The following is a 17,376-nucleotide window of genomic DNA, read 5'->3' on the forward strand; positions in this document are numbered from 1 at the left end:
AAGGAGCACCATGTTACGACGTGATTTTCTAAAAACGTCGGCGGCACTTGCTGCCGCCGGCTTCCCGGCAAGTTCGCTACTGGCGGCTGCAACCGCGCCAGCGCAATTGAAATTCCTGGGGCAGCCGCAAGCCTTCGATTACGCCTGGCTGAAAGGCCATGCAAGACAACTCGCCAGCCAGCCTTATAAAGCACCGGAAAGCCATATCCCGCCAGAGGTCAAGGCGCTCGACTGGGATCAATACCAATCGATCAGCTATCGCGACGGCCATGCCTTGTGGGGTGACGAGAAACTGCGATTTCAGGCCAAGTTTTTCCATCTGGGCCTGTTCTTCAAGAGCCCGGTACAGATCTACGAATTGAAGAATGGCCAGGCGCAGGAACTGGCTTACGATCCGGCGATGTTTAATTATGGCAAGAGCGGCCTGAAAGCCGATCACATGCCGAAGGATCTTGGCTTTGCCGGTTTTCGGGTGAATTTTCATACCGATCTGGAACGCGATATCACGGCGTTCCTGGGTGCCAGCTATTTCCGTGCGGTCGGCGCCGAATGGCAGTATGGCCTGTCGGCACGTGGCCTTGCCATCGATTGCGGCATGGACAAGCCGGAAGAATTTCCAATATTCACCAGCTTCTGGCTGGAGCGTCCGGCCAAGGATTCCAGTAAGCTGGTGGTCTACGCGCTACTCGATTCGCCTAGCGTATCGGGCGCCTATCGCTTCGAAATCCAGCCATCGGCGACCATGGTGATGGATGTGGACGTGGCGCTATATCCGCGCAAGACAATCGAACGCATGGGCGTGGCGCCGCTGACCAGCATGTTCCAGTACGGTGAGAATGACCGCCGCATCGGCGCCAGCGACGACTGGCGTCCGGAAATCCACGACTCCGATGGTTTGTCCATGCAGCGTGGCAATGGCGAATGGATCTGGCGGCCGCTGACCAATCCCGAGCATCTGCGTTTCAACGCCTATCAGGATGAGAATCCGCGCGGTTTCGGCTTGTTGCAGCGGGATCGCAATTTCGATCATTATCAGGATGACGGCGTGTTCTACGATCGGCGCCCAAGTTTGTGGGTGGAACCGAAATCGGGCTGGGGCAAGGGCGCTATACAATTGGTGGAAATCCCTACCGCGGATGAAACCTTCGACAACATCGTCGCGTTCTGGAACCCCGCCGACAAGCCGCAAGCCGGGCAAGAACGTTTGTTCGCGTATCGTCTGCACTGGGGCAGCAAGATGCCGTTTTCACCGCAGCTGGCACAAGTTGTGGCAACCCGTACCGGCATGGGCGGCGTGATCGGCCAGAAGCGCGCTTACTACTCACGGCGCTTTGCCATCGATTTTGCCGGCGGCGACCTGGCTTTACTGGGCAAGGATGCCAAGGTGACGGCGATGATCAGCGCCTCGCGCGGCAAGGTGGAAATCAGCTCGGCGCGTCCGCTGGACGCGATCCACGGTTATCGCGCGATGTTTGATTTGAAACCGACCGATGACAGCGTCGAACCGATTGATGTGCGGGTCTACCTGGCTGCAGGCGGCCAGCCGCTGAGCGAAACCTGGTTGTATCAATGGACACCGCCGGCGCCCGCCAAGCGCACGTACTAAGTAGGCAAGTTTCGCGTAGGGTGGGCATGTATGCCCACGCGTGACCGCGATAACCGGAGTACCGGCCCTCGCGGCACGGAAACAGGCGCATGTGCGTGGAGTGAATTCCGCGTGGGCACAAAAGCGTGCCCACCCTACAACGTCAGCGACCGCGACAACCGGAGTAAGGTCTACGCGACGCGGAAATAGGTATGTGCGTATTGTGAATTCACGCTCGGGCACAAAGACGCACCCACCCTGCGAGCCCCTGACAGATTTACAATATACTGTTGGGCTTGGGCATGTTTTTAGCCCCGCCTATTTTGGAGTATTTCCATGTTTGGATGGTTCGAAAGACTGTTGCATCCATATCCGGATGCCGTCATGACGCCGCCGCCGCGCGGCTTTTTTGCGTTTGTCTGGGCCTGCACCAAGGGTTTGCGCCCTTACATTATTGCCATGACCTTGCTGACCGCCGTCACCGGTGCGTTTGAAGCCTTGTTGTTCGCCATGATGGGACGGATTGTCGACTGGCTGGGTCACGTCGAGCCGTCGACTTTGTGGACCCATGAAAGCGGTAACCTGTTATTGCTGGCGGGAATATTGCTGGCAAGTCCGATCGTTGTCGCCTTGCAAAGCATGTTCAAGCAGCAAGCGCTGGCGGGCAATTTCCCGATGTTGTTGCGCTGGAAATTCCATCGCCTGATGCTGAATCAAAGCATGAATTTTTATCAGGACGAGTTCGCCGGCCGGGTTGCAACCAAAGTCATGCAAACCTCGCTGGCGGTGCGCGATGTCTGCATGATCCTGTGCGATATCCTGGTATTCGTGGTGATTTACTTTTTCACCATGGTGGCGGTGGTAGGCAGCTTTAACGGCTGGATGCTGGTGCCGTTCCTGAGCTGGCTGGTATTGTATAGCGTGGCCTTGCGTCACTTCGTGCCACGCCTGAGCAAGGTCGCCAAGGCCCAGGCTGATGCGCGCTCCCTGATGACCGGCCGCATTACCGATGCCTACACCAACATCGCTACCGTCAAGCTGTTCTCGCATGCAGGCCGCGAGGCCGGTTACGCGCGCTCGGCGATGCAAGAGTTCTTGCTGACCGTGCATGGCCAGATGCGGCTGGTGACCGGTTTTGAAATCGTCAACCACGTCTTGAGCATGTTGCTGATCCTGAGCACCGCCGGCGCTGCGCTCTGGTTGTGGACCCAGGGCCAGGTCGGCATCGGCGCGGTAGCTGCGGCGACGGCGATGGCTTTGCGCCTGAACGGCATTTCGCACTGGGTCATGTGGGAGTTTGCCTCGCTGTTTGAGCAGGTCGGCACGGTGCAGGACGGTATCAATACTTTGTCGCGCCCGCATGCGGTGCAGGATCAAGCTGACGCTAAGCCATTGCAAGTGAAGCAAGGTGCGCTGGATTTCGAGCGCGTGAGTTTTGCCTATGGCGGCCAGCGGCCGGTGATCGATCAGTTGTCCCTGCATATCCGTCCTGGCGAAAAAATTGGCCTGGTCGGCCGGTCCGGCGCCGGCAAATCGACTATCGTCAACTTGCTGCTGCGTTTCTACGACGTTGAACAAGGCCGCATCCTGATCGATGGCCAGGACATTGCGCACGTCACACAAGACACCTTGCGGGCGCAGGTCGGCATGGTGACGCAGGATACTTCGCTGCTGCACCGTTCGGTGCGCGACAACCTGCTATACGGCCGCCCTGACGCCACCGACGCTGACATGCTGGTGGCGGCGCAACGGGCGGAGGCGCATGAATTTATCCTGACCCTGACCGATCCCAAAGGCCGCACCGGTTACGACGCCCATGTCGGCGAGCGCGGCGTCAAGCTGTCCGGCGGCCAGCGGCAGCGGATTGCGATCGCTCGCGTGATGTTGAAAGATGCACCTATCCTGCTGCTGGATGAAGCTACCAGTGCACTCGATTCGGAAGTCGAAGCGGCGATTCAGGCCAGCCTGTACCGGCTGATGGAAGGCAAGACTGTGGTGGCGATTGCGCATCGGCTGTCGACCATTGCCGCCATGGATCGCCTGGTCGTACTCGACAAGGGCCGCATCGTCGAAGAGGGCGATCACCGCAGTCTGCTGGAACGCGGTGGCCTGTACGCGCGCTTGTGGGCGCATCAGAGCGGCGGCTTCCTCGGCGAAGAGATAGATGAAGATGAATTGCCGGGCGAGACTCAGGCTGTGTTAGCTTAAGGCGAACGAGAAACTGCACGTTGCCACTGAAATTTGATGAATCCTGAGTTTGTACCTTGAGTTTGCACCAATGACTGTTGAACCGACCGATAAATCTGCTTTGCCCACCGCTCTCGGCCACGCTGGCCGGCGCTGGCTGACCGCAATCCTGGCGCTCCTGATTGCACTGGGAGCGGGATTCCTGATATGGAAAGCGTTCTGGTACAAGCCGCCGCCGCCGCCGGCGCCTAAGCCGGCGCCGGTGCCGTTGCAGACCGAGGTGGTGCGGCGCGGTGATATCGAGCAAGCGGTATTTGCCAACGGTAAATTGCAACTACATAAATACAGCGATGTCGTGGCGCAGGTGTCGGGCCAGATCAAGGACGTGCTGGTGATGGTGGGAGATGAAGTCAAATCCGGCAAGATGGTGGTCGAAATCACGCCGACCTTGCCCTCGGCACGGCTGGAAAGCAATCGCGCCCAGCTAGCCAAGCTGCAGGCGGAGTTGGCGGACCAGCGGGCGCAGCTGGATTTTGCCGAATTGCAGTTCAAACGCCAGACGCAGTTGAAAGCGGAGAACGCCACGCGCGAGGAATCCTATGAATCCAGCCGCATGAGCATGTATTCCGCATCGGCCCGGGTGGAGGCGATCAATGCCCAGATTCGCCAGATCGAGGCAACCTTGAAAGACGACGAATTGACCCGCAGCCATACCCAGGTATTGGCGCCGATCAGCGGCACCGTGGTGTCGGTAGCGGCGCGTACCGGCCAGATGATCAATCCGGGCCAGACAACTGTGCCGCTGATGCGGATTGCCGACTTGAGCCGGCTGACGGTGCAGGCCCGGGTGGCGGAAATCGACGTGCCGCTGTTACGCAAAGGGATGACGGCGTATTTCACTACTCCCGGCTATCCCGGCAAACGCTGGTCAGGCAAGCTGCGGCAGGTGATTCCGGTGCCCGCCGATGGCTCGGGCGAACAAGGCAAGCAGACTTTTTACAATGTCTTGTTTGAAGTCGACAATCCGCAAGAAGAACTGATGAGCGGCATGAGCACGCAAGTCCGCTTTGTGCTGGCGCAGGCGCACGATGTGGTGATATTGCCGGTGAAGCTGTTAGGCAAGCCGGAAGCCGATGGCAGCTACGTGGTGAAGGTGGCCGACGCCAATCCGAAAGCGAATCAACAGGCGAATCAACAAGCCATTCTGCGCAAGATAAAAATCGGCATCCACAATGATCAGATGGCGCAGGTTTTGTCGGGGCTGGAGCCAGGTGAGCGGGTGGTGGTCCCCGCGGTTACCACGGTGACAGCAGCGACGCCGGCGCCGGCGCCGACTCCGGCATCGACTCCCATACCGGCGGCAAAAAATGCCACATCGTCGCCGGCTGCATCGGTACCTAAAGCGCATTGAGGAAACGGTACATGAATTATTTTTTTCGCCGCCGTTGGCCTGCCACTGCCGCTTGTGCAAGCGTCTTGTTGCTGGTGACCGCGTGTGCAAACCAGGTTCAGATCCGGGAAGCGACTCCCAGCGTCGAAATTCCCCAAAGCTGGGATCTGTCCGCCAACAATGGTGAGCAGGACTGGCCTGACAGCGGTTGGTGGAAGTTGTTTGGCAGCGATGAGTTGAGCCTGCTGGTGACGCAAGGGCAGGCCAGCAATCTGGAAATTGCCGCGGCGATATCGCGTGTGCGGCAAGCCGAGGCGCAAGCGCGGATTGCCGGCGCGCCGTTGCTGCCGAACGCGGACTTTTCAACCAGTGTTAATCGTGCACTGCCACTGGCCTCCAGCGGCAGCGCCGTTACTTCTACCAGCGGCTTGGTTGAAATCGGCTATGAAGTTGATTTCTGGGGTAAAAACAAAGCCGGACTGGCCGCCGCCGAAGCCTCTTTGCAAGCAAATCGTTATGACCGGGAAACGGTAGCGTTGACCGTCACCAGCGGTATCGTATCGACTTACCTGCAGGTACTGTCGCTGCGCGACCGGATCGAAATCGCCCAGAAAAACGTCGACAATGCAGAGCGCGTGCTGAAACTGGTTGCGGCGCAAAGTCGCGCCGGCTCGGCGTCGCCGCTGGATTTGGCGCGGCAACGGTCGGCGGTGGCGGGACAAAAAGCCGTGATTCCCGATCTGAAGCAGCAGGAGCGTGAAGCGCAGACTGCGCTGGCGATTTTGCTAGGGCGCCCGCCTCAGACGTTTACTGTCAACGAACCGGGGCTCGCCAAGATTCTGCTGCCGCAGGTAACCCCGGGTTTGCCGTCAGAACTGTTGTCGCGTCGTCCGGATATCCGTCATGCCGAAGCTGAGCTGGCAGCCGCTAACGCCAACGTCGCTGCTGCGCGCGCCGCTTTGTTTCCCAGCATCCGTCTGACCGGCTCGGCCGGCGGCCAAAGCAACGCGTTACTGTCGCTGTTTAACGGCCCTAACATGCTGGTCAATCTGGGCGCCGGACTGGTCGCGCCGATTTTCGACGCCGGCCGCCTCAACAGCCAGCGCGACCTGGCGATTGCGCAGAAGCAGGAACTGGTGCAGATCTATCGTTCGACCGTGATTGCCGCGCTGTCCGAAGTCGACACGGCGTTGGGACAGATCCGCAGCCTGGATGAACAACGCCAGTTGAAAATCACGGAAATGGAGCAGGCGCGTTTTGCTTTCGACCTATCCGAAATTCGCTATCGCGTCGGCGCCGAGGATTTGATGACGGTGCTGGATACCCAGCGTTCGTTGTCGGAAGTGCAGAACGAGCTGGGCCAGATCAAACTGAAGCGACTGAAAGCCACGGTGTCGCTCTACAAAGCCCTGGGGGGAGGCTGGCAGGATGCACCTGCTGCCAAACCCGCTGTCGAGCCGATGCGCGGCAGTTAGTAGGGTGTGCGCCTACACAGCCACCGGCGCCTTGATGTGCGCCTGCGGGTGATAGTCGACGATGTCGAAATCTTCAAAGCGGTAATCGAAAATCGAATCGGGACGGCGCTTGATTTCCAAACGCGGCAGCGGGCCAGGCGTGCGTGACAACTGCTCTTCGACTTGCGCCGTGTGGTTGGAATACAGATGGCAATCGCCGCCGGTCCAGATAAAATCCCCCACCTCGAGCCCGCATTGCTGCGCCATCATATGCGTCAGCAGGGCATAGGATGCAATGTTGAACGGCACGCCAAGGAAAATATCGGCGCTGCGCTGGTACAACTGGCAAGACAGTTTGCCGTCGGCGACATAAAACTGGAAGAAGGCGTGGCAGGGCGGCAGTTTCATCTGCGGGATATCAGCGACATTCCAGGCCGAGACGATCAGCCGCCGCGAATCCGGATTGTTCTTGATTTGTTCAACCACTTGCTTTATCTGGTCGATATGTTCGCGGCCCGGGGTTGGCCAGGAGCGCCATTGATAGCCGTAGATCGGTCCCAGGTTGCCGTCGGCATCGGCCCATTCGTCCCAGATTTTTACGTCATTGTCTTTTAGATACTGGATATTGGTGGAGCCGGCCAGAAACCAGATCAGTTCATGGATGATCGATCGCAGATGCAGTTTTTTTGTGGTCAGCAAGGGAAAGCCGTCTTGCAGATTGAAACGCATCTGGTAGCCGAATACCGAGCGGGTGCCAGTGCCGGTGCGGTCGGTCTTGACGGTGCCATGTTGTTGCACATGACGCATGAGATCTAGGTATTGGCGCATTTTTTTCTTGATAACGGAAACGGATTCCAAGATTGTAACGCATTGCCGCCGCAGGTTTGCCGGTGAAACGCATGCCGGCATTGTCATAGAAATATCAAGCGCAGGCTTATGATCATTTATCGTACGCGAAGAAGATAAATGATTGATAATCAAAAGCTGATGGAATCGATTTTTCCGGTTGCCGCGTCTGAATGACGGTTACAAATTAATGATTTTAGGCATGAACTTTTTGCGGACGATCTTCTCGAAAGCTGGAGACCTTCGTCTCATATGGTCATTTGCTTATTTTATTTTCATTTTTTATGTGGCAGCGCTGGCCCATTAGTGCACGCAACACCTTCCAGGAGATCCCATGCTTAAATCAGATACATTTTTCGGCGGCAAGCGCGAAACACCAACACCTAATTCACCATTCAGTGCCAGCAGCAACCTGACTTCCGGCAGCACCTCCAACATTCCAAAGGCTAGCAATCCCGTGAGCACTCCAGTCAGTCACTCCTCGTCGAGCACCAATGAAGTCGGCAGCAAACTGATCGTCGGTCCGAACATAAAGCTCAAGGGCGTTGAAATTACCGATTGCGACACCTTGGTGGTAGAAGGCCGGGTTGAAGCAACAATGAATTCGCGCGTTATTCATATCGCAGAAAAAGGCGCATTCAAGGGTTCGGCTGAAATCGACCTGGCCGAAATCTATGGCGAATTCGATGGCGACCTGATTGTTCGCGAAAAGCTGGTGATTTATTCGACCGGCAAGGTTTCCGGCAAAATCCGCTATGGCAAGGTTGTCATCGAAGAAGGCGGCCAACTGACTGGTGAAGTGCAAGTCGGTACCGGCAGCAGCTCAGTCGGCACCAAGCCGGCTGCGGTTACCGCAGTAGCATAAAGTTAACTTCGAGTTAACTTCGAGTCAACTTCCGGTTGGCTTTACGTTAACTCCAGGTCAGCGTCCAGGCTGACCGGCCTTGGCCATACAGCGCAAGGCCAGCAACTTGTCCCGCCGTGGGTAGCGGCCGGGACTATCTAGTCGTTCCTGTTTGTACCAATTAACCAGAGTGGAGACAAAGCCACCCTGGTTTTTTTGTCATGTGCAGGCAGGCATGCGACAATAGCGCTTTTGGCTCAACGCTAAAGCGCTTCCCGCCTCACACAAAATCATGAGCTATCCAGAATACATTCTCACCTTGTCCTGCCTCGATCAGCGCGGAATCGTCCATCGCGTCTCCGGTTTCCTGGCGGATCACGGTTGCAATATCATCGATTCGGCCCAGTTTGGGGATGCCCAGTCCGCACTGTTTTTCATGCGTGTGCATTTCTCCTCCGAGGATGCAACGGTTACCGATGAGCGCCTGAGGGCAGAATTTTCTGCCTTGGGCGATACCATGCAAATGCATTGGCAATTGCATGATGCGCACAAGAAGCCGCGCATGATGCTGATGGTGTCGAAAATCGGCCATTGCCTGAATGATTTGCTGTTCCGCTACAAGAGCGGCTTGCTGCCGGTAGAAATTTCGGCAATCGTTTCGAATCACACTGATTTTTATCAGCTGGCCGCCAGCTATAACATTCCCTTCCACCATCTGCCATTGGCCACGGGCGCTTCAGCTGCAGCCAAACAGGCGCAGGAAGCGCGGGTGATGGAAATCGTCGAGGCCAATAATATCGATCTGGTGGTGTTGGCCCGCTATATGCAAATCCTGTCGCCTGCCATGTGCACTGCGCTGACAGGACGGGCAATCAACATCCATCATTCCTTCCTGCCTAGTTTCAAAGGCGCCAAACCCTACTACCAGGCGCATGATCGCGGCGTGAAGCTGATCGGCGCCACTGCCCATTTCGTCACCGGCGATCTGGATGAAGGTCCGATCATCGAGCAGGACGTGGCACGGGTTGATCACGCGATGGAGCCTGAGACTTTGACCGCCATCGGGCGCGACGTTGAGTGCGTGGTGTTGGCGCGGGCAGTGAAGTGGTTTATCGAGCACAGGATTTTGCTCAACGGGCACAAGACGGTGGTGTTCAAGTAAATAAGTAAGCAAGCAGCAAAAAAATGGCCTCAATTCACATTGAGGCCATTTTTTTATAACATCGCAGCAATGTGCCGGCTGGCGCCGGCGATCATCAACGCAAAGCGTCTACCATTTTTTCCAGCTTGACCGCATCGGCGCTGAACTGGCGTATGCCTTCCGCCAGTTTTTCGGTCGCCATTGCATCGTCGTTCAACATGGTGCGGAAAGTGGTTTCGTCGAGGTCGATTTTTTCCAAAGTACTCTGTTGCGCAGCTTCCGGGCTCAGCTTGCGGCTGACCGGGGCATCGCTTTCCGCCAGTTTCTGCAGCAGGTCGGGACTGATGGTAAGCAGGTCGCAACCGGCCAGCTCGACGATTTGCGAGGTATTGCGGAAGCTGGCACCCATGACTTCGGTGGCATAGCCGTATTTGCGGAAATAGCTGTAGATCTGTTTGACCGACTGCACGCCAGGATCGTCGGCGCCGGTGTAATCCTGGCCGCTGGATTTCTTGTACCAGTCGTAAATACGGCCGACGAATGGCGAGATCAGCTGCACGTTGGCTTCGGCGCAGGCAATCGCCTGCGGTAACGAAAACAGCAAGGTCAGGTTGCAATGGATGCCGGCCTTTTGCAGCACTTCGGCAGCGCGAATGCCTTCCCAGGTAGAGGCGATCTTGATCAGCACGCGTTCACGGTCTATGCCTGCGGCTTCATACAGCTTGATCAGGGCGTGCCCTTTGTCGATGGTGCCTTGGGTATTGAACGACAGGCGCGCATCGGTTTCGGTTGAAACCCGGCCCGGAATGATTTTCAGGATCTCCTTGCCGAATGTGATCAGCAGATGATCGATGATGTCGGTAGTCGATTGCTGGCTGTGCGCCTTCACCGTCTGGCTCAGCAGCGGCTGGTATTCCGGCTTCTGCACCGCTTGCAGGATCAGCGACGGATTGGTGGTGGCGTCGCGTGGCGCAAACGCCTGGATGGACTGAAAGTCGCCGGTGTCGGCAACGATGGTGGTGAATTGCTTGAGTTGTTCGAGTTGGTTCATGGCAGCGTAGAAAAACAGAACTGTTGGTCGGGATTACAGCGCGGAACGACAGCGAAACACGTTCCTGCCATTCTACGCAATTTATGCTTGCCCAACACAGATGGACCGATGAACAGATGGCCAGATCAGCAATACCTTATATTCTGATCTTGTGGCGCGCTCTAAAAACTCCGTCATCTCCGCGAACGCGGACACCAAGGCGGGGAATCCAAGTTACTGATTAAAATGGATTCCCGCGTTCGCGGGAATGACGGGGTCGCCGAGACGGGGTCGCCGAGACGGGGTCGCCGAGACGGGGTCGCCTAGACGGGGTCGCCGAGACGGGGTCGCCGAGACGCATGAAGATTTATTCGAAGTGGCCTTGTAGGTGTGCACCTCACATCGTCAGCCGATCCGATCCTCGCTCTTCGCATCAAACAGCACCGCCTTCGACAGGTCGAACGCCAATTGCATCTGATCCTGAGGCTTGGCGGCAGCACGCGGATGCGTACGGCAAGTTACGCGGGCGTTATTGAAGCTGGTAAACACCAGCGTATCCGGGCCGGTAGGTTCAGTCAGCTCCACTGTGCAGCCGACTTCGGTCGGATGATAATTGCCGTTGCTGTCATGGGATTCCGAACCGCGTGCGCTTTGCGCGTCGGTGACGTGTTCCGGACGGATGCCGAGGATGATTTCGCGGCCGATCCAGGAAGCGATTTTCGGATCTTGTGCTTGCGCCGGCGCCAGTGGCAGCAGGGTTTTTTGCCCCGCATGCTCAAGTTCGAACGCCGGACCATGGCCATTCGCCACCAGGTTGCCGCGCATGAAATTCATCGACGGCGAGCCGATGAAGCCGGCCACGAACAGGTTGCTAGGGTTGTCATAGATCTCTTGCGGACTGCCGAACTGCTGCACCACGCCGTCTTTCATCACGGCGATGCGGTCGCCCAGGGTCATCGCTTCAATCTGGTCATGCGTGACATACACGATGGTGCTGCCGAGGCGCTGATGCATCAGCTTGATTTCCGCCCGCATCTCGACCCGCAGCTTGGCATCCAGGTTGGAGAGCGGTTCGTCGAACAGGAACAGCGATGGATCGCGTGCGATCGCGCGGCCCATGGCAACGCGTTGCCGTTGGCCGCCGGACAGCAGCGCCGGTTTGCGATCCAGCAGGTGCGTGATTTGCAGCGTAGTGGCGACGCGTTCGACGATCTGCTTTTGTTCCGCTTTCGGTACCTTGCGGATACCCAGGCCAAATGAAATGTTCTCACGCACCGTCATGGTCGGATACAAAGCGTAGGACTGGAACACCATGGCGATGTCGCGCTCTTTGGGCGGCACATCGTTGACGCAGCGATCACCGATCATGATCTGTCCCTCGGACACCGTTTCGAGTCCGGCGATCATGTTCAGCAGGGTTGATTTGCCGCAGCCGGAGCCGCCGACCAGGATCAGAAACTGGCCGTCTTCGATTTCCAGGTCGATGCCCTTGAGGACTTCATTGCCGTTCGGGTAAACCTTGCGCACATTGCGAATTGATAAGCTTGCCATTATTAAATCATTCCTTAAATTTTATTCTCAACCCTTGACCGCACCAGCAGTCAGGCCGCGCACAAAGTATTTACCAGCCAGCAGATACACCACCAAGGTTGGCAATGCCGCAATGATCGCCGCTGCCATGTTGACGTTGTATTCGGTGACGCCGGTCGAAGTGTTCACCAGGTTGTTCAACGCCACCGTGACCGGCTTGGCATCGGAGCCGCCGAACACCACGCCGAACAGGAAGTCGTTCCAGATTTGCGTGAATTGCCAGATGAAGCAGACCATGAAAATCGGCAGCGACAACGGGAAAATGATTTTGCGATAGGTCATGAAGAAGCCCGCGCCATCGATTCTTGCCGCCTTGACCAGCTCTTCCGGCACCGTCACGTAGTAATTGCGGAAGAACAGCGTGGTAAAGGCGATACCGTAGACGATATGGACAAATACCAGGCCGGTTGTGGTGTTTGCCAGGTTGACGGTGCCCAGCAGGCGCGCCATCGGCAGGATCACTACCTGGAATGGAATGAAGCAGCCGACCATCAAGGCCGTGAACAGGATTTCCGATCCGCGGAAGCGCCAGTGCGCCAGCACGTAGCCGTTAAGCGAGCCGACCAGGGTCGAAATCAAGACGGCCGGCACCGATATCTTGATCGAGTTCCAGAAGAACGGTTCCAGGCCGTTGCAGTCGACACCGGTGCATGCGGTGCTCCACGCTTTGCCCCAGGCAGCGGCGGTCGGCGCCATCGGCAACGACAGCAAATTGCCGGAACGGATTTCGTCCAGGGTTTTCACCGAAGTGCTCAACATCACATACAGAGGCGCCAGATAGTACAGTGCAACCAAAACCAGCAGGCCGTAAATCACTACGCGGCCGACGCTGAGCTTGCTGTTTTCGTTATAGATGGTGTTGCTGGTGCTGTTAGCGGCCATTGCGCGCTCCTTTGGTTTCCAGGTACATCATGGGCACCAGCACTGCCAGTACGGTTGCCAGCATCATCATGGCCGAGGCGGCGCCTAGTCCAAGCTGACCGCGCGAGAAGGAAAATTGATACATGAAAATTGCCGGCAGGTCGGAAGAGTTTCCGGGACCGCCTGCGGTCAGCGCCATGACCAAGTCGAAGCTCTTGATGGCGATATGGGCCAGCACCAGCAACACGCTGAAGAACACCGGCCGCAGCGCAGGAATCACGATGCGTCGATAGATGGTCGGCAAGCTTGCGCCGTCGACCATGGCAGCTTTGATGATGCTGTCGTCGATGCCGCGCAGGCCGGCCAGGAACAAGGCCATCACGAATCCGGAGGATTGCCAGACGCCGGCGATCACTACCGTATAGATCGAAAAATCGGAATTCACCAGCCAGTCGAAATGGAAGTTGGCGAAGCCCCAGTCGTGCATCATTTTTTCCAGGCCCAGGCCCGGATTCAAAATCCACTTCCAGGCGGCGCCGGTAACGATGAACGAGAGCGCCATCGGATACAGGTAGATCGCGCGCAGTGCACCTTCGCCGCGGATTTGCTGGTCCAGGAAGATCGCCATGATGAGGCCGATGGCCAGGCAAAACAGAATGAACAAGCCGCCGAAAATGCCCAGGTTGGCGGCGGCAACCCACCAGCGGTCCAGGCCGAACAGCGTGACATATTGATTGAAGCCGGAAATTTCGTAGTTCGGCAGCATCCGTGAATTGGTCAGCGACAGCCACGCGGTGACGGCAATGAAGCCGTACACAAAGACCAGTGACAGGATGATGGTAGGCGACAGTACGATGCGTGGTAGCCAGGCATCGGCGATTGCCGCAATGCGCCCTTGCTGCTTGGGCGTGTTGCTTGAACTCCCGACAGCGGCAGCCGGATAGGGGAGGGTGTGATCGGACATGCAAGTCTCCTGAAGCAGGATCGGAGCCGGCGCAAGAATAAAGCTTAAGAAGCAAAGCTTAAGAAGCGCAGCTTGACAGCAGTGGTGCTGCTATTTCTCGCTGCTATTTCTTCCTGTGCGGCGGGCGCCGAAGACGATGTTACTCGCTTCGGCCCCTGCTCTTATTACGCTATTGAACAAATGATGTGTAAATGATATTTAAGTAATATTTAAATGATATTTAAATAATATTTCAATAAAATACATCAACAACTATCAAGCAATTGCACTTATTGCGTCTTTGCCGCTTTTGCCAGGGCCTGTACCGCAGCTTGCGAGGTCATGTTTGAATTCATGAACTTGGAAACCACGTCAAGAATAGCACCTTGCACCGCAGAATTGACTGCCATGCCATGCGCCATGCTTGGCTCCAGAGTGCCGGCTTTGCTGGAGGCAGCCATGTCGTCCATCGACTTGACGGCGCAGCTGTCGAATTTTGTGCGTGGGACATCAGGACGCACAGGGATCGAACCCTTGTTCAAATTGAAGACTTCCTGGAACTCAGGGCTCATGATGGCGGTTGCCAGGGTCAACTGAGCTTTTTGCGAATCAGGATTCTTGACCTTGAACATGGCGATCGAATCGATGTTGTAGGTGTACGACTTGTCGGTGCCAGGTGCTGCTACGCACAGGAAGTCTTTGCCCGGTACCTTGCCGGCAGCGGTGAATTCGCCTTTAGCCCAGTCACCCATGAATTGCATGCCGGCCTTGCCATTGATGACCATCGCGGTCGCCAGGTTCCAGTCGCGGCCTGCGGCGTTCTTGTCGATATAACCCTTGATCTTGCCCAGGGTGTCGAAGGTCTTGATCATGGTTGGACCGGTCAGGGTTGCCGGATCGAGCTTGACCAGAGCCTTGTTGTAGAAATCGGCGCCGCCTACGCCCAGCGCAACGGTTTCAAATACTGTCGCGTCTTGCCAAGGCTGGCCGCCGTGGGCGATAGCGACAAAACCGGCTTTCTGGATCTTGTCTGCGGCGTCGAAGAATTCAGGCCAGGTAGTTGGCGTTTTGGCGCCAGCTTTTTTCAGGACTTCAGGATTGATCCAGAGCCAGTTGACGCGGTGCACGTTGACCGGCGCTGCCACGTAGTGACCTTGATACTTCATGGTGTTGGAGACGACCTTCGGCAACAGCGAATCCCATTTGCCTGCGGTTGCTGCAGCATCGATATTGGCCAGCACGCCTTCTTGACCCCATTCCTGGATCGACGGGCCTTTGATCTGTGCCGCTGTCGGAGGGCTGCCGGCGATGACGCGGGCTTTCAGTGCGGTGGTTGCGTTTTCCCCAGCGCCGCCGGCAACCGCGAAATCCTTCCAGGTCACGCCCTTGGCTTCCATGATTTTTTTCAACTCGGCGACCGATTTGGCTTCGCCGCCCGAGGTCCAGTAATGGAGTACTTCTACTTCAGCTGCGTGAACTGCGGCGGCGCCGGACAGCAGCGCTGTAGTTGCGAATACCGATTTTATTATTTGACTCAGCTTCATTCTTGTCTCCTGGTTCAGTTGTGGTTCAGTTGTGTTTGCGATGAATACTTAATTACCTGACTGGTACTAAAGGCACTACTTCCTTACTCTCACTTCAAACTTGCTACATACACACATTGGCAATTTATTGCCACAGGGCACCGTCTTTACACAGCACTGGAATCCAGCACAATTCACTGCCCATGTGTATCATGTTGAAAACTAGTAAAACTACACGCGATCTTGAATTTTCCTGCAAATATACCTGAATTACTCTTTTCGCTGCTTGTAATTGTAGTAATGCTACATTAATATTGCAATATAAGTTTTTTATTTATTACAAAAATTTTGATGCAACCACATATTCCTTTTACTTTCACGCTTTTCGGAGCGACCGGCGATTTATCGATGCGGAAGATTCTTCCTGCGTTATTTGTTGCCCATAGGGAAGGGAAGTTGCATCAGGACGGCCGCATCATCTGCGTCGCCAAGCAGGATTTCAGTCAGGAAGATTACCTGGCCTGGGTCAGCAAGAGCGCCATCCCTTATGTGAAAAGCGGGCTGGCAGGCACGCAGGACGAGGCACACTGGCAAAGTTTTCTGGCGCGCATCACTTATCTGCCACTGGATCTGCTGGACCGCGCCGGTTATCGGTTGCTGGCAAAGACGCTGGCAGCCGGCAAAGCGGTGTCGGTTTTTTATCTGGCGACTTCGCCATCGTTGTTCGAGCCGATCTGCGCCAATCTTGCCGCCAGCGATATCGATCTGTCGCAGGCGCGGCTGGTGCTGGAGAAGCCGTTGGGCCATGATTTGCTGTCTTCGCGGGCGATCAACGATGCGGTAGCTCGCGTCTTCGCCGAAGACCAGATTTATCGCATCGATCATTACCTGGGCAAGGAGGCGGTGCAAAACCTGTTGGCTTTGCGTTTTGCCAACTCTCTGTTTGAACCGCTGTGGCGGCGCGAGTCAGTGGCACATGTCCAGCTGACGATTGCCGAGCAACTAGGTGTTGAGGGTCGCGGCGAGTTCTATGACGCTACCGGCGCCATGCGCGACATGGTGCAAAACCATTTGCTGCAATTGCTGTGCATGGTGGCGATGGAACCGCCGACGTCGCTGGATGCGGATGCTGTGCGGGACGAGAAATTGCGTGTGTTGCGTGCATTGAAGCCGTTTTCGCCCGAAGACATGGAGCTGAAGGCGGTGCGCGGCCAGTATGTGTCGGGCGCAGTCGACGGCCAATCAGTTGCGGCTTATCAGCAAGAGCCGGGAGTGGCCGCCCAATCGCAGACGGAAACTTTCGTCGCGCTGCATGCCGAGATCAATAACTGGCGTTGGGCCGGGGTACCGTTCTTCTTGCGCACTGGCAAACGTCTGGCGCAGCGCACGGCGGAAATCGTGATTACCTTCCGGCCTATCCCGCACGCCATTTTACCGATGCCAGGCGGGCAAGCCGGGGGCAGCAGCAACCGCCTGGTGATCCGCCTGCAGCCGGACGAATCGATTCAACTGCATTGCCTGGCAAAACAGCCTGGCGATGGCATGACGGTACAGCCGGTAGCGCTTGACCTGGCGTTCGACCAGGCTTTCAAGCAGCGCCGGGCAGAAGCGTATGAGCGCTTGTTGCTGGATGCAATTCGCGGAAATTTGTCTTTATTCGTGCGGCGTGATGAACAAGAAGCAGCGTGGCGCTGGGTCGAGCCGCTGTTGCACCATTGGCAAAGCAGTTCGTCTCAGCCTAAACCTTATATGGCAGGCAGCTGGGGGCCGACAGCGTCGTTTGCGATGATGGCGCGTGCGGGAGCCCAATGGCCGGAAGATCGTTGAGTTGCCTGAATGAAAAATTTGAAGAGTGTGGAAAACGCGTAGAAAAAAACGTGCCACGCGCGTGACAAAAGCGCAGCAAAAAGCACGGCAAGTAATGTAAGAAATCGCTACCGCACATCCTACTAACAGTATTAGCATTTAAGTGAAAGTTTTAC

Annotated in this window: 13 protein-coding genes; 7 read left to right on the plus strand and 6 right to left on the minus strand. The window is 56.5% G+C overall.

The window, feature by feature from the left end:
- The first annotated feature begins 10 nt into the window (after positions 1-10).
- The 4 genes from KHU29_RS17060 to KHU29_RS17075 all read left to right on the plus strand — a co-directional run bounded on the left by KHU29_RS17060 (position 11) and on the right by KHU29_RS17075 (position 6,637).
- Positions 11-1,606: an OpgD/OpgG family glucan biosynthesis protein gene (locus KHU29_RS17060; protein WP_211454079.1), complete on the plus strand. Its 1,596-nt coding sequence runs from the start codon at positions 11-13 to the stop codon at positions 1,604-1,606.
- Between the two features lie 315 nt (positions 1,607-1,921).
- The gene (locus KHU29_RS17065) at positions 1,922-3,793 is read left to right on the plus strand and encodes an ABC transporter ATP-binding protein (protein ID WP_211454081.1); all 1,872 of its coding nucleotides are present in this window, start codon (positions 1,922-1,924) and stop codon (positions 3,791-3,793) included.
- 70 nt (positions 3,794-3,863) lie between these two features.
- Positions 3,864-5,183: an efflux RND transporter periplasmic adaptor subunit gene (locus KHU29_RS17070; RefSeq protein ID WP_211454083.1), complete on the plus strand. Its 1,320-nt coding sequence runs from the start codon at positions 3,864-3,866 to the stop codon at positions 5,181-5,183.
- A gap of 11 nt (positions 5,184-5,194) precedes the next feature.
- Positions 5,195-6,637 carry an efflux transporter outer membrane subunit gene (locus tag KHU29_RS17075; protein ID WP_211454085.1) on the plus strand — a complete coding sequence of 481 codons (1,443 nt, stop codon included), beginning with the start codon at positions 5,195-5,197 and terminating at the stop codon, positions 6,635-6,637.
- Between the two features lie 12 nt (positions 6,638-6,649).
- Here KHU29_RS17075 and KHU29_RS17080 read toward each other — a convergent pair whose 3' ends face one another.
- Positions 6,650-7,444 carry a thymidylate synthase gene (locus tag KHU29_RS17080; protein ID WP_211454086.1) on the minus strand — a complete coding sequence of 265 codons (795 nt, stop codon included), beginning with the start codon at positions 7,442-7,444 and terminating at the stop codon, positions 6,650-6,652.
- A 352-nt stretch (positions 7,445-7,796) separates the two neighbouring features.
- Here KHU29_RS17080 and KHU29_RS17085 point away from each other — a divergent pair, with 352 nt between their 5' ends.
- Positions 7,797-8,327 (plus strand): bactofilin family protein, encoded by a 531-nt coding sequence (locus KHU29_RS17085; protein ID WP_211454088.1) that lies wholly within the window; start codon positions 7,797-7,799, stop codon positions 8,325-8,327.
- A 271-nt stretch (positions 8,328-8,598) separates the two neighbouring features.
- Positions 8,599-9,468, plus strand: a complete 870-nt coding sequence (gene purU, locus KHU29_RS17090; protein ID WP_211454091.1) for a formyltetrahydrofolate deformylase — start codon at positions 8,599-8,601, stop codon at positions 9,466-9,468.
- A 94-nt stretch (positions 9,469-9,562) separates the two neighbouring features.
- On the opposite strand, the gene tal is transcribed toward purU, so the two are convergent.
- From tal to KHU29_RS17115, 5 genes are all read right to left on the minus strand, one after another.
- Positions 9,563-10,498 (minus strand): transaldolase, encoded by a 936-nt coding sequence (gene tal, locus KHU29_RS17095; RefSeq protein ID WP_211454093.1) that lies wholly within the window; start codon positions 10,496-10,498, stop codon positions 9,563-9,565.
- 384 nt (positions 10,499-10,882) lie between these two features.
- Positions 10,883-12,028, minus strand: coding sequence for an ABC transporter ATP-binding protein (locus KHU29_RS17100; RefSeq protein ID WP_211454095.1), 1,146 nt, complete (start codon positions 12,026-12,028; stop codon positions 10,883-10,885).
- A gap of 27 nt (positions 12,029-12,055) precedes the next feature.
- A complete protein-coding gene (locus KHU29_RS17105) occupies positions 12,056-12,949 on the minus strand; it encodes a carbohydrate ABC transporter permease (RefSeq protein ID WP_211454097.1) in 894 nt (297 codons plus the stop codon).
- Positions 12,939-13,892: a carbohydrate ABC transporter permease gene (locus KHU29_RS17110; protein WP_246542178.1), complete on the minus strand. Its 954-nt coding sequence runs from the start codon at positions 13,890-13,892 to the stop codon at positions 12,939-12,941. Before KHU29_RS17110 ends, KHU29_RS17105 begins: the two co-directional genes overlap by 11 nt.
- 269 nt (positions 13,893-14,161) lie before the next feature.
- A complete protein-coding gene (locus KHU29_RS17115) occupies positions 14,162-15,415 on the minus strand; it encodes an ABC transporter substrate-binding protein (RefSeq protein WP_211454098.1) in 1,254 nt (417 codons plus the stop codon).
- 330 nt (positions 15,416-15,745) lie between these two features.
- Here KHU29_RS17115 and zwf point away from each other — a divergent pair, with 330 nt between their 5' ends.
- The gene (gene zwf / locus KHU29_RS17120; RefSeq protein WP_211454100.1) at positions 15,746-17,221 is read left to right on the plus strand and encodes a glucose-6-phosphate dehydrogenase; all 1,476 of its coding nucleotides are present in this window, start codon (positions 15,746-15,748) and stop codon (positions 17,219-17,221) included.
- The last annotated feature ends 155 nt before the right edge of the window (positions 17,222-17,376 follow it).

The sequence above is a fragment of the Collimonas antrihumi genome, from assembly GCF_018304965.1.
Classification (GTDB): domain Bacteria; phylum Pseudomonadota; class Gammaproteobacteria; order Burkholderiales; family Burkholderiaceae_D; genus Collimonas; species Collimonas antrihumi.